This is a genomic window from Flavobacterium sp. AC274, assembly GCF_979258275.1.
This window is the reverse complement of record NZ_OZ409852.1, coordinates 4,269,467-4,295,057: the sequence shown is the minus strand read 5'-3', so window position 1 is coordinate 4,295,057 and position 25,591 is coordinate 4,269,467. Positions and strand designations below refer to the sequence as shown.

Annotated in this window: 24 protein-coding genes and 3 pseudogenes; 16 read left to right on the top strand and 11 right to left on the bottom strand. The window is 32.8% G+C overall.

Translation table 11 applies throughout. The features are described from left to right. Nucleotides 1-18: 18 nt before the first annotated feature. Complete coding sequence (locus ACZZZT_RS19445; protein WP_463462469.1) at nt 19-2,241, bottom strand: FUSC family protein; 2,223 nt, start codon at nt 2,239-2,241, stop codon at nt 19-21. Between the two features lie 199 nt (nt 2,242-2,440). Between ACZZZT_RS19445 and def the strand changes: the two genes are divergently transcribed. The 3 genes from def to mazG all read left to right on the top strand — a co-directional run bounded on the left by def (nt 2,441) and on the right by mazG (nt 4,451). Next, nucleotides 2,441-3,031, top strand: a complete 591-nt coding sequence (gene def / locus ACZZZT_RS19440) for a peptide deformylase (protein WP_042564191.1) — start codon at nt 2,441-2,443, stop codon at nt 3,029-3,031. A gap of 63 nt (nt 3,032-3,094) precedes the next feature. Beyond that, nucleotides 3,095-3,580 carry a DUF5606 family protein gene (locus tag ACZZZT_RS19435; protein WP_042564192.1) on the top strand — a complete coding sequence of 162 codons (486 nt, stop codon included), beginning with the start codon at nt 3,095-3,097 and terminating at the stop codon, nt 3,578-3,580. Nucleotides 3,581-3,680: 100 nt separating this feature from the next. After that, nucleotides 3,681-4,451 carry a nucleoside triphosphate pyrophosphohydrolase gene (gene mazG / locus ACZZZT_RS19430; protein WP_302095428.1) on the top strand — a complete coding sequence of 257 codons (771 nt, stop codon included), beginning with the start codon at nt 3,681-3,683 and terminating at the stop codon, nt 4,449-4,451. A gap of 8 nt (nt 4,452-4,459) precedes the next feature. Here the strand turns inward: mazG and ACZZZT_RS19425 are convergent, their stop codons facing one another. Next, on the bottom strand, nt 4,460-5,131 hold the full coding sequence (locus ACZZZT_RS19425; RefSeq protein ID WP_463461614.1) for a Crp/Fnr family transcriptional regulator: 672 nt from the start codon (nt 5,129-5,131) through the stop codon (nt 4,460-4,462). A 203-nt stretch (nt 5,132-5,334) separates the two neighbouring features. Here ACZZZT_RS19425 and ACZZZT_RS19420 point away from each other — a divergent pair. From ACZZZT_RS19420 to ACZZZT_RS19385, 8 genes and pseudogenes are all read left to right on the top strand, one after another. After that, nucleotides 5,335-7,720, top strand: a pseudogene (locus ACZZZT_RS19420) (heavy metal translocating P-type ATPase). 114 nt (nt 7,721-7,834) lie between these two features. Beyond that, a complete protein-coding gene (gene ccoS / locus ACZZZT_RS19415) occupies nt 7,835-8,026 on the top strand; it encodes a cbb3-type cytochrome oxidase assembly protein CcoS (RefSeq protein ID WP_042564196.1) in 192 nt (63 codons plus the stop codon). Nucleotides 8,027-8,028: 2 nt separating this feature from the next. Beyond that, a pseudogene (gene ccoN, locus ACZZZT_RS19410) lies at nt 8,029-10,213 on the top strand (cytochrome-c oxidase, cbb3-type subunit I). A gap of 7 nt (nt 10,214-10,220) precedes the next feature. Next, on the top strand, nt 10,221-10,415 hold the full coding sequence (locus ACZZZT_RS19405) for a CcoQ/FixQ family Cbb3-type cytochrome c oxidase assembly chaperone (protein WP_463461613.1): 195 nt from the start codon (nt 10,221-10,223) through the stop codon (nt 10,413-10,415). A 1-nt stretch (nt 10,416) separates the two neighbouring features. Further along, nucleotides 10,417-11,355 (top strand): cbb3-type cytochrome c oxidase N-terminal domain-containing protein, encoded by a 939-nt coding sequence (locus ACZZZT_RS19400; RefSeq protein ID WP_302095432.1) that lies wholly within the window; start codon nt 10,417-10,419, stop codon nt 11,353-11,355. 6 nt (nt 11,356-11,361) lie between these two features. Next, complete coding sequence (gene ccoG, locus ACZZZT_RS19395) at nt 11,362-12,780, top strand: cytochrome c oxidase accessory protein CcoG (RefSeq protein ID WP_463461612.1); 1,419 nt, start codon at nt 11,362-11,364, stop codon at nt 12,778-12,780. Nucleotides 12,781-12,791: 11 nt separating this feature from the next. Further along, a complete protein-coding gene (locus ACZZZT_RS19390) occupies nt 12,792-13,241 on the top strand; it encodes a FixH family protein (protein WP_073393591.1) in 450 nt (149 codons plus the stop codon). Nucleotides 13,242-13,252: 11 nt separating this feature from the next. Further along, nucleotides 13,253-13,954, top strand: a complete 702-nt coding sequence (locus tag ACZZZT_RS19385; protein ID WP_463461611.1) for a sulfite exporter TauE/SafE family protein — start codon at nt 13,253-13,255, stop codon at nt 13,952-13,954. Nucleotides 13,955-13,956: 2 nt separating this feature from the next. On the opposite strand, the gene hemN is transcribed toward ACZZZT_RS19385, so the two are convergent. The 5 genes from hemN to ACZZZT_RS19360 all read right to left on the bottom strand — a co-directional run bounded on the left by hemN (nt 13,957) and on the right by ACZZZT_RS19360 (nt 18,656). Beyond that, the gene (hemN, locus tag ACZZZT_RS19380; protein ID WP_463461610.1) at nt 13,957-15,321 is read right to left on the bottom strand and encodes an oxygen-independent coproporphyrinogen III oxidase; all 1,365 of its coding nucleotides are present in this window, start codon (nt 15,319-15,321) and stop codon (nt 13,957-13,959) included. 187 nt (nt 15,322-15,508) lie between these two features. Next, complete coding sequence (locus ACZZZT_RS19375) at nt 15,509-15,916, bottom strand: hypothetical protein (RefSeq protein ID WP_463461609.1); 408 nt, start codon at nt 15,914-15,916, stop codon at nt 15,509-15,511. A 114-nt stretch (nt 15,917-16,030) separates the two neighbouring features. Further along, nucleotides 16,031-16,378: a hypothetical protein gene (locus tag ACZZZT_RS19370; RefSeq protein ID WP_463461608.1), complete on the bottom strand. Its 348-nt coding sequence runs from the start codon at nt 16,376-16,378 to the stop codon at nt 16,031-16,033. Between the two features lie 112 nt (nt 16,379-16,490). Further along, nucleotides 16,491-16,913: a DoxX family protein gene (locus tag ACZZZT_RS19365; protein ID WP_042564206.1), complete on the bottom strand. Its 423-nt coding sequence runs from the start codon at nt 16,911-16,913 to the stop codon at nt 16,491-16,493. A gap of 114 nt (nt 16,914-17,027) precedes the next feature. Next, nucleotides 17,028-18,656, bottom strand: a complete 1,629-nt coding sequence (locus ACZZZT_RS19360; RefSeq protein WP_463461607.1) for an acyl-CoA carboxylase subunit beta — start codon at nt 18,654-18,656, stop codon at nt 17,028-17,030. Between the two features lie 264 nt (nt 18,657-18,920). On the opposite strand from ACZZZT_RS19360, the gene ACZZZT_RS19355 reads away from it, so the two are divergent. The 4 genes from ACZZZT_RS19355 (at nt 18,921) to ACZZZT_RS19340 (ending at nt 20,581) form a co-directional block, all read left to right on the top strand. After that, nucleotides 18,921-19,511, top strand: coding sequence for a TetR/AcrR family transcriptional regulator (locus ACZZZT_RS19355; RefSeq protein ID WP_463461606.1), 591 nt, complete (start codon nt 18,921-18,923; stop codon nt 19,509-19,511). Between the two features lie 68 nt (nt 19,512-19,579). Beyond that, nucleotides 19,580-19,975 (top strand): hypothetical protein, encoded by a 396-nt coding sequence (locus ACZZZT_RS19350; protein ID WP_463461605.1) that lies wholly within the window; start codon nt 19,580-19,582, stop codon nt 19,973-19,975. Between the two features lie 64 nt (nt 19,976-20,039). Further along, nucleotides 20,040-20,360: a DUF3817 domain-containing protein gene (locus tag ACZZZT_RS19345; protein WP_463461604.1), complete on the top strand. Its 321-nt coding sequence runs from the start codon at nt 20,040-20,042 to the stop codon at nt 20,358-20,360. A gap of 14 nt (nt 20,361-20,374) precedes the next feature. Next, nucleotides 20,375-20,581 carry a hypothetical protein gene (locus tag ACZZZT_RS19340; RefSeq protein ID WP_302095442.1) on the top strand — a complete coding sequence of 69 codons (207 nt, stop codon included), beginning with the start codon at nt 20,375-20,377 and terminating at the stop codon, nt 20,579-20,581. Between the two features lie 75 nt (nt 20,582-20,656). On the opposite strand, the gene lpxD is transcribed toward ACZZZT_RS19340, so the two are convergent. The 3 genes from lpxD to prfB form a co-directional block, all read right to left on the bottom strand. Beyond that, a complete protein-coding gene (gene lpxD / locus ACZZZT_RS19335; protein WP_463461603.1) occupies nt 20,657-21,655 on the bottom strand; it encodes a UDP-3-O-(3-hydroxymyristoyl)glucosamine N-acyltransferase in 999 nt (332 codons plus the stop codon). 620 nt (nt 21,656-22,275) lie between these two features. Next, nucleotides 22,276-22,722 (bottom strand): peptide-methionine (R)-S-oxide reductase MsrB, encoded by a 447-nt coding sequence (gene msrB, locus ACZZZT_RS19330; protein WP_463461602.1) that lies wholly within the window; start codon nt 22,720-22,722, stop codon nt 22,276-22,278. 142 nt (nt 22,723-22,864) lie between these two features. Then, a protein-coding gene (prfB, locus tag ACZZZT_RS19325) for a peptide chain release factor 2 (RefSeq protein ID WP_463461601.1) occupies nt 22,865-23,963 on the bottom strand; the annotation gives its coding sequence in 2 pieces (ribosomal slippage) (nt 22,865-23,899 and nt 23,901-23,963; 1,098 coding nt in all). Between the two features lie 150 nt (nt 23,964-24,113). Here prfB and ACZZZT_RS19320 point away from each other — a divergent pair. Further along, nucleotides 24,114-25,132, top strand: a pseudogene (locus tag ACZZZT_RS19320) (threonine aldolase family protein). 131 nt (nt 25,133-25,263) lie between these two features. On the opposite strand, the gene ACZZZT_RS19315 reads toward ACZZZT_RS19320, so the two are convergent. Continuing rightward, nucleotides 25,264-25,584, bottom strand: coding sequence for a YbaB/EbfC family nucleoid-associated protein (locus tag ACZZZT_RS19315; RefSeq protein ID WP_042564215.1), 321 nt, complete (start codon nt 25,582-25,584; stop codon nt 25,264-25,266). Nucleotides 25,585-25,591: the final 7 nt, after the last annotated feature.

Below are 25,591 nucleotides of genomic sequence, written 5' to 3'. Positions count from 1 at the left end.
ATAACAAATCCAGATGAATTAATCTGGATTTGTTGTTTTAAGATCTTTCGTGTTTTTCAAAATTTTCTCTGCAAGATTGCTCATCCAGATTAATTGTTCGATAACCATAGAGGCTTCCTGCATTTTAGCCTGACGCGTCTCTTTATCAAGTTCATCATCTGTAGCCAAACGATTAAAATTGATGCGTTTTAGTTCTTCAAATTGCAAAGTCACATCTTCTTTATCAAAAAAAGTATCGGTTACAATTGCTTCATTTTTTAAAATTGAAATAGAATGATCGAGATTTGATAGAATTGTCTTTATAATATAATTAAACGATTCTGAGGCAGAAGTTGTCTGATGCGATTGAATATAAGTTGATAAAGAAGCCAATGCAGAAAGTACAGAATGATTTAAAACTACTAATTTGTTCACCAAAGGCATTGTTTTTTGTTTTGATTTTGGCTCTTGCATCATACGTTGAAACGAAGTCATTAAATTTCCAATTTCAACAAAGGCATGTTTTCTGGCTAATCTGTAAGAAGTAGGAACTTCTCCTTTTTTATTATAAAAATCGGCAATTTCTTTTAAGTAATTTCTATTAGAGCGTATAGAATTTTCAATATGTATCGGTGTATTTATAAATTCCCATGCCGGCCATAAAAACTGATTGGCCAAAAAGGCCAAAACAGCACCTGTAAGCGAATCTAATATCCTAAACTGGATAACTTCAACAACATTTGGTGTTAGAATTCCATAAATAAAAACCACATACATTGTTACAAAAGTGGCACTTATTTTATAATTGATTTGTGTAAATGAAATTCCGAGTAACATACAAACAATAGAAAAAATACTCAGTGCAACATGATTCTGAACCAATGAAACAATTCCGAAAGCAAGTAATCCTCCTAAAATAGTTCCGAAAATTCGATTATAAGATCTTTCTTTTGTCAAACCATAACCAGGTCGCATAATTACAACGATAGTTAGCAAAATCCAATAAACATTTTGAAAAGGAAGAAATTTTCCAACAATAAAACCAATCAAAATAGTAATCGTTAAACGTAACGAATGCCTGAAAATTGAAGATGAAAAACTCATATTTTCTACCAATGTCCGAAACGGGTAATATTGAGGTGTAAGGAATTTTTCTAGTTCTTTATCCTTATCTTTTAATTTATAAGATTGCATTGCGAGCGAAAATGCCCTTTGAATAGTCTTGATTTTTCCAACTTGATTTTTTGCATATTTAAGCATGTTGGTTAACATTAAAACACCTTCGGCAGCTGCTTCTTTTCCTAATGTTTTTTCATAATCAAAAATGGCAAATTCAAGTGCGTCAAGCTCATTTTTCAAATCATGTTTGTCAACATAAACGGCAATGTGATGTACATTTTTAGAAAGTTTTTTTAAGGTCGAAGCCAGTTTATAAGCGACATTCTGATAGGTGCGTAAAACTTCCGGATGCTTGTCAAATTTTTCATGAAGTTTACTATGATCAAATGAGGTATATAATGCTAATTCCTGAATTTCGATCAAAGTAATAAAAACAAGTAACATTTTTCTGTTCTGACTGGTTGCCGCAGAAGTATTTTGATTTCCAATAAGTACCTTTCTTAAATCTTCATTAATTAAATTTAATTCTACCTGAAGCGCTAATTGTTTTTCAATAATGGCGGTTCTTTTAGCTTCGGGACTCCATAAATCACCTCTTAATTTTAAATATTTTGCCGTTAATTTAATGCCTTCGGCAATCTGCAATTCAACATACTTATAAGGTTGTACAAAATGAAAAACAAGTGATACTATTAGATATAAAATACCTCCAATAAAAATAAGACCAGCATATTCAATAGCTTCCCAACCCTGATGTAAATGCCCAAATGATAACGAAATAGAAAGTAAAGCAGAAAAAGATACTAAAGTTGCTCTTTGCCCGTAAACAGAAATCATCGAACATAAAAAAAGTAATATGGCTAAAAACGGATAAAATAAAAACGGATACGGATAAGCAAAATTGACCAATAAATTAACACCCGAAACAATAAAAGAAGCAACTATAAGTCCTTTGATCTTATGCTTTAAAGTACTCGGGATATCACTTGGGTATGTGAAAAAAGCACCTAAAGCAATTGTAAAACCAAGTTCAAAATATCCCAGAAAGTTCAAAATTAAAACAGGAACAACAGAAGCAATAGTTACTTTTGAAGCATTTAAAAAAGAAGTGCTGTTGGTAAATTTCGTGATACGTTCGTACATATAATCAGGTTTACTAGCAAAGGTAAGAATTGTACGAATAACTTTGGCACAATTATGGATGAGTTTTTGAGCATAAAGCAAAAATGAGATTAATCTGTGTTTACAATTATTCATTGACTATTTTTTACTATTTTTGCAAACTGAATTATAAGAATAAATTTTCGATCTTTTTCAGTAGATAATACTTAAATTAATAGTAATGATTTTACCAATTGTAGGATATGGTGATCCTGTTTTAAGAAAAGTGGGTGAGGCGATTACGCCAGATTATCCCGGTTTAAAAGAAACAATAGCAAACATGTACGAGACCATGTACAACGCTTATGGCGTAGGTCTGGCTGCACCCCAGGTTGGTATAGCGATTCGTTTGTTTGTTATTGATACGACGCCTTTTAGCGATGATGAAGATGTTTCGACAAAAGAGCAAAAAGAGCTAAAAGGTTTCAAGAAAACTTTTATCAATGCTAAAATTGTTAAAGAAGAAGGTGAGGAGTGGAGTTTTAACGAAGGCTGTTTAAGTATACCAGATGTTCGTGAAGATGTTTACAGAAAACCAACTGTTACAATTGAATATTGTGAGGAAGATTTTGTAATGAAAACCGAAGTTTTTGACGGATTGATTGCAAGAGTTATTCAACACGAATACGATCATATTGAAGGTGTTTTGTTTACAGATAAAATATCTTCTTTGAAAAAGCGTTTGATTCAAAAGAAATTGAAAAATATTACTGAAGGTAAAACTTTTCAGGAATATAGAATGAAGTTTGCAGCGGCAAAAAAAGGAAGATAAAAACGATGTTCTTAGCGAAGAACATTAACAAAAAAGAAATTCTTAATACTAATTTTAATAAACATGAATTTAGAGAAAATTTTAGCCATTTCTGGGAAACCGGGTTTATATGTATTGAAAGTGCAAACTCGTACAGGTTTTGTGGCAGAATCATTAATTGACGGAAAAAAAATTACAGTAAACTTAAAAAGTAATGTAAGCTTACTATCTGAGATCTCAATTTACACTTACGAAGGAGAAAAACCTTTAACAGAAGTAATGCAAATTATTGCGAAGAAAGAGAAAAATGGTCAGGCGATTTCGCACAAAGAAGATAATGCTGCATTAACAGCTTACTTTAAAGAGATTTTACCGGATTTTGATGAAGAAAGAGTTTATCCTTCAGATATTAAAAAAGTATTAAACTGGTATAATACACTTCAGGCAAAAGGTTTAGTTACAGATTTAGCTCCGGCTCCCGCTGAAACTGCTGAAAAAGCTCCAGTTGCTGAAGAAAAACCTAAGAAAGCTCCGGCTGCAAAAAAAGCAAAAGCTAAAAAAGAAGAATAGTAAATATCTTCCATTAAATATACTAGTCCTGTTAAGAGTTTTCTTAACAGGATTTTTTACTTTTACAACATTAGGTTTACAACCCAAAAAAAACATCAAAATGAGTAAAGAACTTCAACTTCAGGCTTTCGAGAGATTATTAATTATTATGGACGAGTTGCGCGAACAATGCCCTTGGGATAAAAAGCAGACTTTGCAAACTCTTAGACATCTGACAATTGAAGAGACTTATGAATTAGGAGATGCTATTTTGGACAATGACTTAAATGAAGTAAAAAAAGAATTAGGAGATTTACTGCTGCATATCGTTTTCTATGCAAAAATAGGCTCAGAAACAAATGATTTTGATATTGCAGATGTCTGTAATGAAATTTGCGAAAAACTAATTCATCGCCATCCGCACATTTATAGTGATACGGTTGTAAAAGATGAAGAAGAAGTAAAACAAAACTGGGAAAAACTAAAACTAAAGGAAGGTAAAAAATCTGTTTTAGAAGGAGTTCCAAGAAGTTTGCCTGCACTTGTAAAAGCAAGCCGAATTCAGGATAAAGTAAAAGGTGTAGGTTTTGATTGGGAAGAACCGCATCAGGTTTGGGATAAAGTTCAGGAAGAACTACAAGAACTACAAGCAGAAGTTACTGCAGGCGATCAGGATAAAATAGAGGCTGAATTTGGAGACGTATTATTCTCCATGATTAATTATGCCCGATTTTTAAATGTAAATCCTGAAGATGCTTTAGAGCGAACAAATAAAAAGTTTATTAAACGTTTTCAATACCTTGAAAGTAAAGCAGGTGAATTAGGAAAACCTTTAATGGATATGACACTTGCAGAAATGGATGTTTTTTGGAATGAAGCTAAAAAACTCTGATTAATCAGCTATTTTTTTAATGCTTTTACATTTTTAAGAACAATTTTTTTACCAACCAATTCTATCAATTCTAATTTATTAAAATCAGATAATAAACGAATACAGCTTTCAGTCGCAGTTCCGATCATACCGGCTAATTCTTCTCTGGTAAGTTGTATTTTTAATGTTTTATCAGCGTTTTCTCCATAAAAATCATGTAAATAAAGCAATGTTTCTGCCAGTCTTTGTTTTACAGTTTTTTGTACCAATGCAATTTTATCATTTTCAGATTCTTTCAAATCCTCACAAACAGATTGCATCAACTTCATAGAAAATTGATTATTGTTATTAAAAAAGCCAATGATTTCAGATTTTGGAATAAAACAAACTTCCATATCAGCAACAGCTTTTGCGGTTAAATTAGCAGGTTCATTGCTAATCATAGAACGCTGCCCCAAAAGTTCGCCAGATTTAACGAGTTTTATAATTTGGTCTTTTCCGTTGGCGCTCAGCTTTGAAAGTTTTCCAACTCCATCCTTAACACAAAAAACACCATTGGTTACTTCACCTTCCTCAAAAATGGAGTCTCCTTTTTTAATGGTATAAGTAGTTTTGCTATTGGCAAGTTTAATGACTTCGTCTTTATTTAAGGCTTGTAAAGAAGTAAGCTGTCGTACGATACATTGGTCACATTTATTCATGACAAGAAATTTTATGCAAAATTAACCAATATTAGTATCTAATTACATAATAATTTGATAAAAAAAGCAATAAAAAATGTACGGCAGTAATTTGCCTTTTTTATTTTATTAAATTAGAATCATAATTTATTAAACTATGATAAATGTCATATTTATAGTCTTTTGCAATTTATAAACTTTGCATAAGTTAAAAAAAACAAATTATGAACGAGCAAGGTTGTTTTCATTGTGGCTTGACCATAGATAAAAATGAAGAAATCAATTTTGATGAAAAAAATTTTTGTTGTAATGGCTGTAAAACAGTTTACGAAATTTTTAGTCTTAATGATTTAACCTGCTATTATGATTTTGAAAAATCCCCCGGCGCTACTCCACAAGATATTCAGGGCAAATATGATTTCCTTGATAATGAAGCCATTTTGTCAAAAGTGCTCGAATTTCAGGAAGGAAACACAGCTATTGCTTCATTAAACATTCCTCACATTCATTGCAGTTCTTGTATCTGGATTCTTGAAAACCTAAACCGATTACAGTCAGGAATAAATATTTCTCAGGTTAATTTTCCTGAAAAGAGAGTTCGAATTACCTATAACTCAGAAATTGTTTCTCTTAAAACAATTGTGTATTTGCTAAGTTCAATAGGGTATGAGCCTTATATTAGTTTAGAAAATTACGAAACAGGAAAAAGCAATATTGACAGAACGCTTACTTATAAATTAGGAGTTGCTTTTTTTGCTTCGGAAATATAATGTTGCTGTCATTTCCTGAATATTTTGAAATAAAAGAATTTTGGCTCGACAATTATAAACCTTTCTTTAGAGCTTTAATCTTTATTCTGTCATTGCCTAGTTTCTTATATTCGGCAAGTGGTTATTATGTTTCTGCCTATAAAAGTATTAAAGCAAAAATGTTAAACATTGATATTCCTATCGCTTTAGGGATTATTGTCATGTTTATCCGAAGTACTTTTGATATGATTATGGATTATGGCCCCGGCTTTTTTGACAGCTTAACAGGTTTGGTTTTCTTCATGCTGCTCGGAAAGATGTTTCAAATTAAAACCTATAGCTTTTTAAGTTTCGAAAGAGATTTTAAGTCCTATTTCCCTATTGCAGTTACCAGAATTAATCAGGATATTTCTGAAGAAAGCGTTCCTATATATGATATTTTAAAAGGCAATCGTTTATTAATTAGAAACCAGGAATTAATTCCCGTTGATGGAATTTTAATTAGCGAAAAAGCCGAGATCGATTATAGTTTTGTAACCGGAGAAGAAGTTCCGATAACTAAAAAATCGGGAGATAAAATATTTGCAGGAGGAAAGCAAATTGGTAAAATTATCGAAATGGAAGTTTTGCATTCGGTTTCACAAAGTTACCTGACACAATTGTGGAGTAATGAAATCTTTCAAAAAATGTAGATCAAAAACATAAAACTATTACAGATGTAATTAGCCGATATTTTACACCAATATTATTATTAATTGCTTTTGCAGGTTTTGGTTATTGGATATTTATTGATGCCAATATTGCTTTTAATGTTTTTACTGCGGTACTTATTGTAGCATGCCCTTGCGCATTGGCTCTTACGGCGCCATTTACTTTTGGAAATATTCTGAGAATTTTAGGAAAGCGAAAATTTTACCTGAAAAATGCCTTGGTAATAGAACAATTAGCAAAAGTTGATACGATAGTTTTTGATAAAACAGGAACAATTACAACGAATAAAAAAGCCAATATTACGTATGAAGGAGATTTAATTTCTGAAGAAAATAATGTGCTTATCAAAAATGTACTTCGGGCTTCAAATCATCCTTTAAGCAGAATGTTATATGATTTCTTACCGGAAACAAAGAAAATTAAAACAGATGATTTTCAGGAAATAACCGGAAAAGGAATCCAGGCAATAATCCAGAATAAACAAATTCAGATTGGTTCTGCTGAATTTGTCAGGAATTCGGTTTCAGATACATCCGAAATTGAAAAAACTTCACTCCATATTAAAATTGATAATGTTTATTATGGCAGGTTTGTATTTAAAAACCAATATAGAGAAGGTTTGCAAGAGTTGTTTTTAAAACTTAGTAAAACATATCAAATCAAAGTATTATCAGGTGATAATGATGGAGAAAGAGAAAGTCTTGAAGCTATTTTACCTAAAAACACAGAGCTAATTTTTAACCAAAAACCAGAGCAGAAACTTGATTTTATAAAGAAACTTCAGGAAAAGGGGCAGAATGTGATGATGGTTGGGGATGGTTTAAATGATGCCGGTGCTTTGGCGCAAAGTAATGTTGGAATTTCTATTTCAGAAAATGTCAATGTTTTCTCTCCGGCTTGTGATGCAATTTTAGATGCAGGCGAATTTTCGCGACTCGATTATTTCCTGAAATTATCGCATAAATCAATTTCAATAATCAAGATGAGTTTTACTTTATCATTGCTGTACAACGTTGTTGGTTTATCTTTTGCCGTTACTGGCAATTTACTTCCTTTAGTCGCGGCTATTATTATGCCATTAAGTACAATTACGATTGTAAGTTTTGTGACTTTTATGTCTAACTATTTCAGCAATAGTAATTTAAAATAATTATAAATAACAATAAGGTAATTTTTCCTACTTTTAGGATATCTTTTCAATCATGATAATTATCATATTTTACAAGCCTGTTACCTATTAATTTTGTTAACATAAATTTAGGGTATGAGTGTCATTTATCTATTAATTTCAGTAAGTATTTTTGTCGCAATCTGTTTCTTTATTGCTTTTATTGTCGCTGTAAAATCAGGACAATATGATGATGATTATACACCCTCGGTCAGAATGCTTTTTGATGACGAGACCAAAATTACTTCAAAAAATAATATTTCACCAACCGAAGAAAAACAAGTATAATTATGGAAATGGAACAGTTTTATTACGACAACAAAATTGTAAAAAAATTCATTTACGCCACTATCCTTTTTGGAGTTGTGGGTATGTTAGTGGGGCTAACCCTGGCGGTTATGTACCTTTTTCCCAACATGACAGATGGGATCTCATGGCTTAGTTATGGTCGTTTAAGGCCTTTGCACACCAATGCGGTTATTTTTGCCTTTGTTGGAAATGCATTTTTTGCGGGTATGTATTACTCGTTACAGCGATTGCTAAAAAGCCAGAATGTTTAGCGATTTTTTAAGTAATTTGCACTTCTGGGGATGGCAGCTTATTATTGTTGCCGCTGCTATTACTTTGCCTTTAGGATATACTTCTTCAAAAGAGTATGCTGAATTAGAATGGCCAATTGATATTGCCATAGCGTTAATCTGGGTAGTAATGGGAATCAACATGATAGGTACAATGTTAAGACGTAGAGAACGTCATTTGTATGTAGCTATTTGGTTTTATCTTGCTACGTTTGTAACAGTTGCTGTTTTACATATCTTCAATAATATCGAACTTCCGGTTTCAGCCCTTAAAAGTTATTCAGTTTACGCAGGAGTTCAGGATGCACTTGTACAATGGTGGTACGGACATAATGCAGTTGCTTTTTTCTTAACGACACCATTTTTAGGTTTAATGTATTACTTTGTTCCAAAAGTAGCCAATAGGCCAATTTATTCTTATCGTTTGTCAATTATACATTTCTGGTCTTTGATCTTTATTTATATCTGGGCCGGGCCGCACCACTTATTATATTCAGCTTTACCAAACTGGGCGCAAAACTTAGGAGTAGCATTTTCTATTATGTTGATCGCACCATCTTGGGGAGGAATGATCAACGGACTTTTAACTTTAAGAGGTGCGTGGGACAAAGTGCGTGAAGAGCCGGTTTTAAAGTTTTTCGTAGTAGCAATTACCGGATACGGAATGGCAACTTTTGAAGGCCCGATGCTTTCGTTAAAAAATGTAAATGCTATTGCACACTATACCGACTGGATTATTGCTCACGTACACGTTGGAGCTTTAGCATGGAATGGTTTCATGTCATTTGGTATCATTTATTGGTTAGTTCCAAGAATGACAAAAAGTAAAATATTCTCTACTAAATTGGCTAATTTCCATTTCTGGATTGGTACATTAGGAATTATATTATATGCATTACCTATGTATGTTGCAGGGTTTCTTCAAGCCTCAATGTGGAAACAATTTAACCCTGATGGTACTTTGACTTACGGAAACTTCCTTGAAACCGTTACGCAAATCATGCCAATGTACTGGATGAGAGCAATAGGAGGTACTTTGTATTTAGTTGGTATGCTTACATTGGTTTACAATATTATCATGACAGTTAAAGCTGGTGAAACTGTAGAAGATGAATTAGCTCAGGCTCCGGCATTACAAAGAATAAGCAGTGGTAGAATAAATGGAGAAAAATTCCATTCATGGTTAGAAAGAAAACCAATCCAATTGACCATTTTGGCAACCATTGCCATTTTAATTGGAGGTGTAATTCAGATTGTACCAACAATTATGGTAAAATCAAATATTCCAACTATTTCAAGTGTTAAACCGTATTCACCTTTAGAACTTGAAGGTCGTGATTTGTATATAAGAGAAGGCTGTGTAGGCTGTCACTCACAATCAGTTCGACCATTTAGAAGTGAAGTGGAGCGTTATGGACCACAATCAAAAGCAGGTGAATTTGTATACGATCATCCATTCCTTTGGGGATCAAAACGTACAGGTCCTGATTTGTTGAGAATTGGTGGAAAATATAATGACAATTGGCATTTTAACCACTTTTGGAATCCACAAAGTATTTCTGCAGGTTCAATTATGCCGGGTTATAAATGGTTATTCGATAATGAACCAATGGATATTTCTTTAACTCAAAAGAAAATGCAGGCGATGGTTTCTTTAGGTGTTCCGTATTCTGAATCTGAAATTTCAAATGCGCAGCAAACATTAAGAACTCAGGCAATATCAATCGAGAAAAACTTAGAAAACGACCCTGATTTTGTGAAAAGTTACGAGGAAAGCAAGAAAAATGCTGCTGCAAGAGGAGAAAAATTTGTTCCGATGAATGAAAGAGAAATTGTTGCTTTAATTGCATATATACAAAGACTTGGAACAGATATAAAAGTAAAAGAGACTAAATAATAGTATTATGTTCGAACAAATAAAACACAATATGGAGAATATATCGGGTATCGAAATTTACCCGATTCTCTCTCTGCTGATATTTTTCTTCTTTTTTGTATTCTTAGGTCTTTGGGTCTTTACATATAAAAAAGAAAAAATTAATGAGATGAGTCAAATACCTTTAGATGAAGGAAGTAGTTTAATTTCAAAAGATATTTAAAATGAAAAAATTTTTCCCAGTATATGTAAGAGTACCGGTGATTTTCTTCATCGTTTTCGGATTGATGGAGTATTTTATAGATTCAGGCGACAGAGCCGCTTTTATAAAATACCCAATGGTTTCAGTTTTTTTATTTGTATTTCTCTTCATTCTAATTGCAATTGAAATTACGTTAAGCGCTGTAAATCGTGTGATGTATCAATTAATGTCACCGGAAGAAAAGGCTCAGGCAGACCATGAAAACAGTTTAAGTCTAAAAGAAAGTACCTGGTACAAAGACCTAATGCATAAGCTTACTAAAACGCAGCCTATCGAAAATGAAGGGGCTTTGCTAATGGATCATGATTATGACGGAATTAAGGAATTGGATAATAATTTGCCGCCATGGTGGGTTTATCTGTTTTATGCCTGCATTATTTTTGGAGTAATTTATGTTGCCCGTTATGATGTTTTTGGTGCCGATGATCAGGAAATGGAGCTTAAAAAAGAAATGGCTCAGGCGAAAATTGATGTTGATGAATATCTTAAAACAGCACCTGATTTGATGGACGAGAAAACCGTTGTTTTGCTTACGGATAAAGAAAATTTAGATGTAGGTAAAGAAATTTTTACAACAAATTGCGCTGCTTGTCACAGAGCTGACGGTGGAGGACAAATCGGACCAAATTTAACAGATGATCGCTGGATTTTAGGAGGCGGAATTAAAAACTTGTTTCATACTATAACAAATGGAGGTCGTGATGGTAAAGGGATGATTTCATGGAAAGGAACCTTAAAGCCTAAAGAAATTCAAAAAGTAGCCAGTTATATTTTGTCTTTACAAGGAAGTGATCCAAAAGATCCAAAAGAAGCAGAAGGGGAAGTTTGGGTTGATGAAAACGCTCCGCACCCCGATATAGCAAATGGAAAACCAGCTGATAGTACAGAAGTTAAAAAATAATAAGTCATGTCAAATTTACCAGACGAAGCATTTAGAGATACCATTGGAACGATTGACGAAGGTGGTAAGAGAAAATATATTTTTCCTAAAAAACCGTCTGGTAAATTCTATGATTATCGAAAATGGGTTAGTTATGTGCTATTGGCAATATTAGTTGCTAATCCGTTTATAAAAATAAACGGAAACCAATTTATGATGTTCAATATTTTGGAACGTCGTTTTAATATTTTTGGTTTTCCATTTTGGCCACAAGATTTTTATCTTTTTGTAATTTCAATGCTCGTTGGTATTGTTTTTATAATATTGTTTACAGTAGTTTTTGGAAGAATATTTTGTGGGTGGATTTGCCCGCAGACTATTTTCTTAGAAATGGTTTTTCGTAGAATAGAATATTGGATAGACGGTGATCGAGGTGCACAGCTGCGTTTGTCAAGACAAGAGTGGAATGCAGAAAAAATTCGAAAAAGAGTCATTAAATGGATTATCTTTTTTCTGATTTCTTTTGGTATTGCCAATGTTTTTCTTGCTTATTTGGTAGGAAGCGATACTTTGTTTTTAATGATTGAGCAAGGACCTATTGCGCAAGCCAGTAATTTTATTGCGTTACTAATTTTTACAGGCGTTTTTTATTTTGTTTTTGTCTGGTTCCGCGAACAGGTTTGTATTATTGCCTGTCCTTATGGCCGATTACAAGGTGTACTTTTAGATAATAAATCGATAAATGTCGCGTATGATTTTGTACGAGGTGAAAAAGAAGAAGGACGTGCCAAGTTTAATAAAAAGGAAGACAGGGCTACTACCGGAAAAGGAGATTGTATTGATTGTCATCAGTGTGTGCATGTTTGCCCGATGGGAATCGATATTAGAAACGGGACACAATTAGAATGTACAAATTGTACGGCTTGTATTGATGAATGCGATTCTATAATGGATTCTGTTGGTTTGCCCAAAGGACTTATTCGTTATGCATCTGAAGATGAAATTGCAAAAAAGGAACCTTTTAAGTTTACTGCCAGAATGAAAGGTTATACTGCAGTTTTATTTATTTTATTAAGTGTTTTTGTTGGAATGCTTTTTTTACGTGCCGATGTTCAGGCTATTATTTTGCGTTTGCCGGGACAGCTTTTTCAACATAAAGGGGATGAAATTAGTAATGTTTACACCTATAAGATTGTCAATAAAACAATGAAGGATTATAATGATATTCATTTTGAATTGATTGATCAAAAAGGAGATATTAAAAATGTTGGTAGTGAGCATTTTAAAATTATAAAAGAAGGAATTTCACAAGGAACTCTTTTTATAGAAATTGATCAGGCTATTTTAGAAAGTGATAAAACCAAAGTAAAAATAGGTATTTATAACGGAAATGAGTTGCTTGAAACCACCACAACAAACTTTTTAGGACCGCGAAGTTTTAATTAAAAAATAATACCATGAAAATAAATTGGGGAACCGGAATAGTGATAGCATTTGGGTTATTTATGACCTTTATTCTATATTTTGTTTTTGAAGTACAGTCAAATAGTAAATATGATAATGATTTGGTTGTAGAAGAATATTACAAACATGACTCGCATTTTCAGGATGAAATGGCCCGAATTCAAAATGCACATGATTTACAGCAAAGACCAACTATAAAATATGTTGCGGACGGAGTAGAAATAATTTTTCCTGTAAAATTTGAAAGTGATAAAATAAAAGGAAACATATTATTATACAGACCTTCAAACAAAAAATTCGATTTTAATACGCCTATCGCTTTAACAAAATCTTCATTATTAATTCCTAAAAACAAACTCATCAAAGGCCGCTGGGATGTTAATATGGAATGGCAATACGATGGTAAAAAATACTTGTCAAAAGAGGTTGTTTATGTAAATTAATAAGATGAAAAATGTTGTATTCTGCTTTCATATTCGGACTAATTAGTAGTTTTCACTGTATAGGAATGTGTGGTCCAATTGCCATGATGTTGCCTGTAGATCATCAAAATGAAGTGAAGAAAACAACTCAAATTGTTACCTATCATATTGGCCGCTTAACAGCGTATGCAACAATTGGGTTAATCTTTGGATTACTAGGGAGAGGTTTCTTTCTGGCGGGGTTACAACAAAAAATGTCTATTTTTATTGGAATATTGATGATAATCGTTGTTTTGATTCCGGAAAAAATATTTTCAGAATACAATTTTTCAAAACCCGTTTATAAGCTCATTTCAAAAATCAAATCTAATTTAGGAAGTCATTTTAAAAACAAAAGTTATAAATCGCTTTTTATAATCGGGCTTTTAAATGGCTTTTTGCCATGCGGAATGGTGTATGTAGCTTTATTTGGAGCAATAGCAATGCAAAGTGCGGGTTATGGAGTTTTGTACATGCTTTTATTCGGATTAGGTACCATTCCTTTAATGACGGCGGTAGTATATTTACATTCTTTATTAAAAATGTCTTTTAGAAATAAAATACAAAAAGCAATTCCTTATGTTGCTGTGATTATTGGTATTTTGTTTATTCTTAGAGGTTTAGGACTTGGAATTCCGTATTTATCTCCATCAAATATGAGTTTATTTGTGCAGCAAATGCCTAATTGCCACTAAATCTAAACTGTCATAGAAAACAAACTGGTTTCTGGAGATTTTCTTTTTAAATGTAAATCAAAAGCCATACAAATATTGCGTACAAAAGGCCTTCCGGCTTCTGTAATTTTAATTTTATTTTCTTCAATCACAATTAAATTGTCGTTTTCTATTTCTTTTAAATCTGAAATTACATTGCCAAGATCTTTAAAATAAAGGTTTTCATTGCTCCATGAAGTTTCAAATTCGCATGTTAGATTTAGAATATGTTTTCGAATAATCAAATCCTCATTATCAAGAATGTGTCCTTTTACAACAGGCAATTTATCCCATTCTAATAATTGATAATAATCTTCCAGGTTTTTAGTGTTTTGTGCAAAACTGTACCAGCTATCGCTAATAGATGAAACACCCAAACCAATCATTAATTGTGTTTTTGAGGCGCTATAACCCATAAAATTTCTATGGAGTTTTTTGTTTTGAGATGCTTTATACAAACTATCTGATTGTAATGCAAAATGATCCATTCCAATTTCGTGATAACCATTTTTAGAAAGTACTTGTTTTCCTATTTCGTATAGTTTTCTTTTTTCGGCATCTTTAGGAAGATTCTCTTCATTGAATCCACGCTGACCATTTCCTTTTATCCATGGCACGTGTGCATAGCTATAAAATGCTAATCGGTCTGGTTTTAATGAATTTGTTTTTTCAACCGTATCCACAACATCTTCAATTGTTTGAAATGGCAGTCCGAATATAATATCGTGACCTATAGAAGTGTATCCAATTTCTTTTGCCCAAAAAGTTACTTTTGCAACATTGTGAAAAGGCTGAATACGATGAATTGCTTTTTGTACTTTTTCTGCATAATCCTGAACACCAAAACTTACCCGGCGAAAACCTAAATCATATAATTTTTTAAGTTGTTCGTAAGTTGTATTATTTGGATGTCCTTCAAAACTAAATTCGTAATTCTCTGCCTTATTGGCAAAACAAAAAATGCCATTTATAAGATGTTCTAAATTATTTGTTGAGAAAAATGTTGGTGTTCCTCCGCCTAAATGTATCTCTTTTATTAAGGGCTTTTCCGGAAGTAATCTGCAATAAAGGCTCCATTCTTTTAGCAGCGCTTTTATATAAGTTTCTTCAACTGAATGATTTTTTGTGATACGTTTGTTGCATCCGCAAAAAGTACACATGCTTTCGCAAAAAGGCAAGTGAATGTACAAGCTAATTCCGTTTTCTGAATTGCTTTCTGAAAAAGCTTTCTGAAACGATTCTATCCATTTTTCCTGGCTAAAACCAGCTTCGTTCCAATACGGAACAGTTGGATAGCTCGTATATCTTGGACCTGGGACATTGTATTTTTGGATCAGTGAAATTTTCATAAGAGTACATTTTTGGACTATCAAAATTAATTTACTTGCTTAAAACATAAAATGATAAATGTCATATTTATCGTAAAAAAAGAGACTCAAAATGAGCCTCTTTTTACTGAATTAAATAACTAACACTAAATAGAATCCTGAATGATTTTAAGCCATTTTTTTGCAAACTGATGATCTTGATAAGCACTTATTTGCTTAATTCTGTCGTCGTCAAAATCGTAGAATGGAATCGTGATTTTTTTGATGTTTCTTTTTCCTGAAACTCGAAATCAATTTTTAAGATTGTATCTGAATTTCCGTCAGTAGTTGGAATTAATTTGCAGGATGAAACCGTTTTTAAATCTACAAACGTTGATTCTTGTTTATTGGGATTGAAATTCATTAAAATAAATTTTCTGTTTTTTTGATCAATCGTCAGCGTTTTATTGCTTTGAGATTCTGTTAAATCAAAATCTTCCGGATTTACCGGATTGAATTTCTTTTTGATATTTAAGATCTTTGATTTGTTTGCAGCACTTGTTCGTGCAGAAAAATATACCGGAATGGCTACTATGATCGCAATCACAATACCAATTATAGTTACACTTGTATCCATTATGTTTTTAAATTTGAATTAAATTACATGAAATAACAAACTGTTTTCGTTGTTGAAAACGGCCTGATTAATTTTGGAAGAAGATATTCTTCCCGATAAGTTTCATTAATTTAATTACCAGAAATAATGGAAGGGATAGAGCAATAAAGATATTTTCTTGCTCTGATTTGAGAATTGATTGGCAAAATTTGTTGTTGATTTTACAACCTGATGACCGGGAATTGTCATCAATAAAGTTTCAAACCATTTAATTAAAACTGATTGGCTTGTTTTTATATTAGCCGCAAAATGATAACTGGCTTGTGGTTGTATAAATTCTGATGTGTCAACATTTTCTACTGAAAAGGCAGGATTCGTTTTTTTATTTTCAATTTTTGGTACACCAGCTTCACTTGCCTGAAAAGCAAATAAAGTGATGATCAAAAGTGATACAAAAATAATTGTTTTACGAATCCAAATCATGGTGGCGAAATTAGTTCATAAAATACAATAAACGAAACTTTAAAATGCTAATTAATGTTAAAAGAAGACATATCTATCCCCAACAAATGTAAAAAGTCGAGGATAAATCGTGTTATTGCTGCATTTTAAAATAATAATCGGCTGAATGTTTTCCGCCTCCATAAATCAAAAAGAAAATACAAAGTAATAATACAGCTATTGCCAAAATTAAGCTTTGAGAATGCATGTGTCCCATAAAATTTACAAGGACAGCTCCAAATAAAATTGGTAACTGAGCAGCTATTGCCCAACGGGTTAGCAATCCAAAAACAATCATAATCCCGCCAATCATGTGAGCTGGTGCGATGTAATGCAAAAGAAACATTCCGCCGCCAAAGCGATCAATAGGAGAAATCAAATCATGTAAATACTGGACATTCGTTACAAATGAAACTCCTTTCATAAATAAAAAAACACCCAATATAATACGTACTAAATCTACTGGTAAATAAGTGTGCGAATTGGCCCATTTATTTAAACTTTTTACATTTTCCATGATACTACGCTGATTAAAAATTACATACTAAGTTACTAATTTTTAATGAGATAGTTATTTTTTAGAGACTTAAAAATAAATTATGCATTATTTTTTTACGCATTTTTTAAAAAACTAAACCTGAATTACACCTAAATTAAAAGGTTTTTGAATAGGGGCATGGTTGGCAGCTTCGATTCCCATTGAAATCCATGTACGTGTATCTAGCGGGTCGATAATAGCATCTGTCCATAATCTTGAAGCAGCATAGTAAGGTGAAGTTTGCTCGTCGTACCGTGCTTTTATTTTATTGAATAATTCAGCTTCTTTGGTTTCGTCTACGATTTCTCCTTTCGCTTTAAGCGAAGAAGCTTCAATTTGTGCTAATACTTTTGCAGCCTGAGTTCCGCCCATAACAGCAAGTTCCGCACTTGGCCAGGCGAAGATTAACCTTGGGTCGTATGCTTTTCCGCACATGGCATAATTTCCTGCTCCGTACGAATTACCTACAATAACAGTAAATTTTGGAACTACTGAATTACTAACTGCATTTACCATTTTGGCACCATCTTTTATAATTCCGCCATGCTCAGATTTTGACCCAACCATAAAACCGGTAACATCTTGTAAAAATACCAACGGAATTTTCTTTTGATTGCAATTGGCAATAAAACGTGTCGCTTTATCGGCACTGTCAGAATAAATTACACCGCCAAACTGCATTTCTCCTTTCTTTGTTTTTACAACTTTTCTTTGATTGGCAACAATTCCAACAGCCCAGCCGTCGATTCGGGCATAACCTGTTATGATAGTTTGGCCATAGCCATCTTTATAAGCTTCAAATTCAGAATTATCAACCAAACGATTGATAATTTCCATCATATCATATTGCTCGTTTCGGGCTTTTGGCAGAATTCCGTAAATGTCTTTTGGTTCAAGAGTGGGTTTTTCAGCTTTGATTCGGCTGTAACCGGCTTTGTCAAAATCACCAATTTTATCTACAATATTTTTTATTTTATCAAGAGCGTCTTTATCGTCTTTTGCTTTATAATCTGTCACGCCGGAGATTTCGCAATGTGTTGTTGCTCCGCCTAAAGTTTCATTATCAATAGTTTCTCCAATGGCCGCTTTTACGAGATAACTTCCGGCAAGAAAAATACTTCCGGTTTTATCTACAATCAAGGCTTCGTCGCTCATAATAGGCAAATAAGCTCCTCCGGCAACGCAGCTTCCCATTACGGCAGCAATTTGCGTAATTCCCATGCTGCTCATTTGGGCATTGTTTCTAAAGATTCTGCCAAAGTGTTCTTTATCAGGAAAAATTTCATCCTGAAGCGGTAAATAAACCCCGGCACTATCCACTAAATAGATAATAGGTAATCTGTTTTCCATGGCAATTTCCTGCGCACGAAGATTCTTTTTTCCTGTAATAGGAAACCAGGCTCCGGCTTTTACAGTAGCATCATTGGCTACTACAATGCATTGTTTTCCTCGAATATATCCTATTTTAATGACAACTCCGCCAGAAGGGCAGCCGCCATGTTCAGCATACATTCCGTCTCCAACAAATCCTCCAATTTCAATACTTTTTGAATTTTCATCAAGCAAATAGGCGATACGTTCACGCGCTGTCATTTTGCCTTCGGCATGTAGTTTTTCAATACGTTTTTCTCCTCCGCCCAATTTTATTTTGGTGAATCTTTGTTTTAATTCAGAAAGTAATAGTTTATTGTGATCTTCGTTTTTATTGAAGTTTAAATCCATAAGAAATTGTGGTTTTTACAAAATAGTGTTGGCTAATTTACAAAATCAATTGAAACTAGCATAATAAATTAATCCGTTTGGTATAATGCGTAAAATTTAATTAAACACATAGAAACATAGATTTTATGTGTTTGAAAAGTAAATCAAAAGAAACTCTTTTCTAACACATAGTCCCGAGGCATAGGGATTTGTTGCTATTTGAATTTTTAAACTAAATTCACTTTTTTAACTTAATTTGCTGTTTCATACTAATTGGTATTTTTTATGTCTAAAGCTGCAAACACCCGACTTACAATTCTTCAAAAAGCATTTGAATTGATTTATTCAAAAGGGTATCAAACCACGAGTATCGATGACATTATTGCGACAACTCAGGTTACGAAAGGTGCTTTTTATTACCATTTTAAAACAAAGGACGAAATGGGGGTTGCTATTATTGAGGAAATTTTAAGACCTACAATGCTGGAAGGTTTTATAAAACCAGTAGAAAATTCAGCAAATCCAATTGAAGATTTTTATAACATGATTTCGTATTTACTTCTCGACGATCCTTTTTTGCAGGTAAAATATGGATGCCCGGTTGGAAATTTAACGCAGGAAATGACGCCGTGGAATAACCAGTTTAGTAAAGCTTTGACTGAATTGGTCGATCAATGGAAAATTACTATTGAAAAAGCTGTTGCAAATGCTCAAAAATCAGGATTAATAAGGAAAGATATAAATGGCGAACAAGTTGCTTATTTTATAATGTCCGGTTATTGGGGAATACGAAATTTTGGTAAATTACAAGATAATAATTCCTGCTATATTGTTTATTTAAAAGAGTTTAAGAATTATTTGAATAGTTTAAAATAAATTCGATTTCAAAAACATACTAATTAGTATGTTTTTGAATATATTTGCATTGTCTAAATCAAAAAACAATGTATCAAACTCTTTTAATTTGCCATTCTTTTCTTAGATGGTTCGTATTAATAAGCTTATTGTATTCTATATTCAGGGCTTATAAAGGTTATTCCTCTCAATTATTATTTACCAAAACTGATAATGCTGTTCGACACTGGACGGCGACAATTGCTCATATTCAATTAATTTTTGGGATTTTAATTTATGTACAAAGTCCGATCGTGAAATATTTTTGGAAGAATTTTTCAGAAGGAATTCAAAATTCTGAAACTGCATTTTTTGGAATACTTCATATTTTCCTGATGTTAACCGGAATTGTTTTAATTACAATTGGTTCGGCTCTAGCCAAAAGAAAAAAGCAGACAACGATAAGTTTAAAACAATGTTACTGTGGTTCTCAGTTGCCTTATTGATCATTTTTATTGCGATTCCCTGGCCATTTTCTCCATTTTCAAACCGACCTTATTTTAGATAATTATGAAACATTTATTTCAAACAAACATTGGAAGATTACGAATTATTGGATTTTTAGAAGGAACATCTTTATTGATATTATTATTTATTGCAGTTCCTTTAAAGTATGTTTTTGCAGAACCATTTCTGACCAGAATTATGGGAACAATTCATGGCGCTTTATTTTTGCTTTTTATCTTTAATACAATAAGTGTAGGAGTAGAGCAGAACTGGAAATTTAAAGACACAACATGGAAAGTACTTTTAGCCTGTATAATTCCGTTTGGGACTTTTTATATTGATGCTAAAATTCTAAGTAAAATTGGAATAACGTCTCAACAGTAAAATCAATTTAAATTATGGTTTTAGTATTTAAAACAAATGTCAATTCTTCTTCGAAAGTAAAAAGAATTGCTCCAAAATTGAATACCCTATTTCCGAATTCGAAATGGAATTTTGATCTTGAGGATTGTGATCGAATTTTACGATTTGAATCGGATAATGATATTATGAAAGAGATTATTTTTTTGATGAAAATTTTAGGTTTTGAATGTGAAGCCTTGTAAATAAATCTTTCACTTATGTATAAAGCAAAAAAAACAGAAGTAGACTTCTGTTTTTTTTATATAATTGTTTTTAGATTATTTCTTAGAATCGCAAACCATTCTTTTTAGAATAGCCCATTGTTTCAAAGCATCACGAGCTTCGACTGCAGGATATCCTAACATGGTTTTTCCGGCAGGAACATCTCCTGTAACACCAGAACCTGCGCCAACAATAGCACCGTCACCAATTGTAGTATGGTCTTTTATAGAAGCGCTTCCGCCGATTATAACTCCATTTCCTAAAGTTACAGAACCGGCCAAACCACTATTTCCGGCCATGATACAAAATTTACCTAGTTTACTATTATGTCCAATTTGAACTAAGTTATCAATTTTACAGCCATCACCAAGAACAGTAGAACTAAATTTTCCACGATCTACACAAGTATTTGCACCAATTTCAACTCCGTTTCCGATAATTACGTTTCCAATTTGTGGAATTTTCACCAAGCCTTTTTCACTGCAAGGACGGAAACCGAAACCATCTGCACCAATTGTTGCATTTGGATGGATAATGCAATCGCTGCCAATATGACAACGCTCACGAACCACAGTTCCAGACCAGATAATTGTATTTTTACCAATAGTACATTCATCAAGAATTGTCACGTTTGGATAGATGGTAGCATTAGCCCCAATTTCTACTTTTGGACCAATATAACAACCTGCACCAATTCTTGCTCCTTCACCAATAATAGCTGTTTCATCAACTGTTGCAGTTTTGTGAATATTGCTATGGAATATTGGAGTAGGCGGGGCAAAAAGGGCTAAGATTTGAGACATAGCCAAATCAGCATTTTTTACCTTAATAAAAGCACGATTGTCTCCCGGCTCTATCGAAATGTCTTCGTTTACGACTGCAATTGAGGCTTTTGAGCCTTCCCAGTATTTTTCATATTTTTTATTTCCTATAAATGAAATTTCTGAAGTTGTAGCTTTTTCTAGCTGCTCTGTTGCTGTAACGCATTGTGAAGTTGTGCCATAAATTACACCATTAATTACTTCATTAATTTCTTGAATTGAATAGGATTTCATCGAATGAATTTAATAGATTGTGGGGTTATTTTTTGCCAAATAAAATCAATTAGATTCGAATTACCTAATCTTATTTTGAAGTTTTTTAAATTCTTTTTTAAATAATAGTTTAAATATTACAAAATTAACATAAAAGCTATTAAAATATTGATATGTTTTTAATTTAATGAACTTTGTTTAAATTTAAATTAATGCTCAAAACATCTTTTTTAAATAAAATTATCTGTCATAATTAGTGCTGAAATGTTTTCTATTTGGTTGTTTTTCAATTTGATATAAACCAATAAGAGAATACACACTCTTGCAGTTTTTTATAAAATAAACGAGTATTCAGTTGTGTGAATTTTTTATTTTTTTTCAATTGCGAAAATTCATTTTTAATGTTTTTTGAAATTTATCGACAAAAACGGTAGTTGAAGTTTTAGTTAAAAAAATGAATAATCTTAATTATAGAGATTTATTTTTAAAAGCTATGAAATTTGCAGGACAATTCTTCTATTGTGCTTTTTTATTTTTAATATATAACGCTTCATATTTAGTTCTTTAGAGTGAAAATAAGAAACTAAAAAGCGACTCATTTAATTAAAAATGAATCGCTTTAAAAATGAAGTAAAGGTTATTTACTCTTTTATTTTAGAAAGAGAAACCGCATTTATGCAATAACGTAAACCGCTTGGTTCGGGACCATCAGGAAAAACGTGACCCAAATGCGCATCGCAGGTATTACAAACTACTTCAACACGAATCATTCCGTATGATTTGTCGGCGTGATATGCAATTGCATTTTCCTGAATTGGTTGTGTAAAAGAAGGCCATCCGGTTCCTGATTCAAATTTTTCGGAAGCATCAAAAAGCACAGTGCCACAACATTTACATTCGTAAATTCCCGGATCAAATAAACTGCACAGTTCAGAGCTAAAAGATCTCTCGGTTCCTTTTAAGCGTGTTACCTGATATTCTTCAGGAGTTAAAACTTGTTTCCATTCTTCTTCGGTTTTTTCCACTCTTTTTTCAGGAGTTGGATTTCCGTTATTCGAAAAACGAATTATATCTGCCCATTTTATCATAATCGTATTTTTTTTAACCATTAAGACATTAAGAAAAATAAGTCTTGGTTCTTTATTATTTTAAACCATTAAGATATTAAGTTTAGCTTAATGAAACTTAATATCTTAATGGCTTAAAGAAAAATTTTAAATGTTTTAAAATTTATTCTTCCTCTTTTTGTCCCATCATCATTAAGAAAGCTTTCAGAAACGGATCAATATTTCCGTTCATTACACCGTCAACATCGCTGGTTTCATAACCTGTACGAACATCTTTTACCAATTTATAAGGCTGCATTACGTAATTACGTATTTGCGAACCCCATTCGATTTTCATCTTTCCGGCTTCGATATCGGCACGTTGTGCTTGTTGTTTTTTTAATTCAATTTCGTACAACTGAGAACGTAACATTTGCATGGCACGTTGTCTGTTATCTTGCTGAGAACGCGTTTCAGAACATTGAATCTGGATTCCGGTTGGTTTGTGTACCAATTGTACTTTGGTTTCAACCTTATTTACGTTTTGTCCTCCCGCACCACTAGAGCGAGACGTTGTAATTTCGATATCGGCAGGATTAATGTCAATTTCGATACTATCATCAACAAGAGGATAAACATAAACAGATACAAACGACGTGTGACGTTTGGCATTACTGTCAAAAGGTGAAATTCGTACCAATCTGTGTACACCATTTTCTCCTTTTAAGTAACCAAAAGAATAATCACCTTCAAATTCTAAAGTAACCGTTTTAATACCGGCAACCTCACCTTCCTGAAAGTTCAGTTCTTTTATTTTATAGCCATAACTTTCTCCCCACATCATGTACATACGCATTAGCATTCCGGCCCAGTCACAACTTTCGGTTCCGCCGGCTCCGGCAGTAATTTGAACAACAGCGCTTAAACTGTCTCCTTCATCAGAAAGCATGTTTTTGAACTCGATGTTTTCAATATGATCCTGCGTTGTTTTGTAATGCTCGTCTAATTCTTCTGCAGAAAGTTCTCCTTCTTTATAAAAATCATACGCCAATTGCAATTCATCAGTAAGTTCGATTGCTTTGTTATAATCTTCGATCCATTTTTTCTTGTTTCGAAGGTTTTTTACAATGATTTCGGCTTCTTTTGCATTGTTCCAAAAGTTGGGTGCGAAGGTTTTTTCTTCTTCGTTGGCAATTTCGATTAGCTTGGCATCGACGTCAAAGATACCTCCTCAACGCACCAAGGCGCTCCACAATACCTTTTATTTGTTCGGTAGTTGTCATAAATTAATATTAGTTTTATATGTTTTTTATAAATATTACGTTAATTTGGTTCTAGGATATTCCCAAGTTAAAATTTACTAAAACTTGCCAAGAATAACTATAAGTAATACGTAATTTTGTTGTACAAAAATAAGATATAGTTTTTAGAATATGGAAATAAATTTAATTAGCGATACCATTACCAAACCTACCTATGAAATGTTGCAGTATATGTTTAACGCTCAGGTTGGTGACGATGTATACAAACAAGATCCTACAGTTATCGAATTAGAGACAAGGGTAGCTGAGTTTTTTGGTATGGAAGCAGGACTTTTTTTCCATCCGGAACTATGGCCAATCAAACCGCAATTAAATTACACACACAACCCGGAGAGCAATTAATTGCCGATAAATATGCACATGTTTATCATTATGAAGGAGGCGGGGCTTCTTTTAACAGCGGTGTTTCATGCTGTTTAATAGATGGAAATAGGGGAATGATCAATGCAGCGCAGGTTGCAGCGGCAATCAATGATCCTGAGTTTTATCACAGTCCGTTAACGAGTTTGGTTTGTGTAGAAAATACAACCAATAAAGGAGGCGGTGCTTGTTATGAATTAGAAGATTTAAGAGAAATAAAAAAGGTTTGCGACGACAATAATCTGAAATTTCACTTAGATGGCGCCAGAATTTGGAATGCATTAGTTGCCAAAAGACAAAATCCGAAAGAATTTGGAGCAATTTTCGACACCATTTCTGTTTGTTTATCAAAAGGATTGGGCGCTCCTATAGGTTCTGTATTGTTAGGAAGTAAAGCTGATATTCACAGAGCGTTGAGAATCAGAAAGATACTAGGCGGAGGAATGCGTCAGGTTGGTTATTTGGCTGCAGCAGGATTGTATGCTTTGGCACATAATATCGAAAGATTAGCCGAAGACCACAGAAGAGCTAAAGAAATTGCAGCAGTTTTAAGCACGAAACCATGGGTTGCGGCAATTGAACCTGTTGAAACCAATATTTTGATTTTTTCATTGGCCGAAGGTTATAACGATCAGCTTTTAATAGAAAAACTAAAACAGAAAAATATTTCCATCAGTTCAATGGGACATAATAAACTTCGTATTGTAACACATTTAGATTACAGAGAAGTAATGCATACTTATGTGATTGAAACGCTTCAAAAGTTTTAGGAAGAAGGTTCAAAGTGGCAAAGGTTCAGAGGGATATAAAAAAAGATGCACAGTTTTGTGCATCTTTTTTTGTTTAAAAGTTTACAAAATCAAAAACCTTTGAGCCTTTGCAACTTAGAACCTTTGTACCTTTATTTAAACAAATTATCCATTCCTGGAATCATTGGCATATCCATTTTGGCAACAGCATCAAGTTCTCTTTCGTTTACGCTTGTTGCTTTTTCGATAGCTTTATTTAAGGTTACAATTAAATAATCTTCCAATTGTTCTTTATCTTCAAGTAAAGAATCATCAATAGAGATTGATTGTATCTTTCTATTAGCCGTTAATGTTACTTTCAATAATCCGTCAGCACTTTGCTCATCAATTAAAACAGTATCCAGACGTTTTTTGGTATCTTCAATTTTTTGTTGGGTTTCTTTAAGTTTTCCCATCATTCCCATTAAATCCATTTTTGTT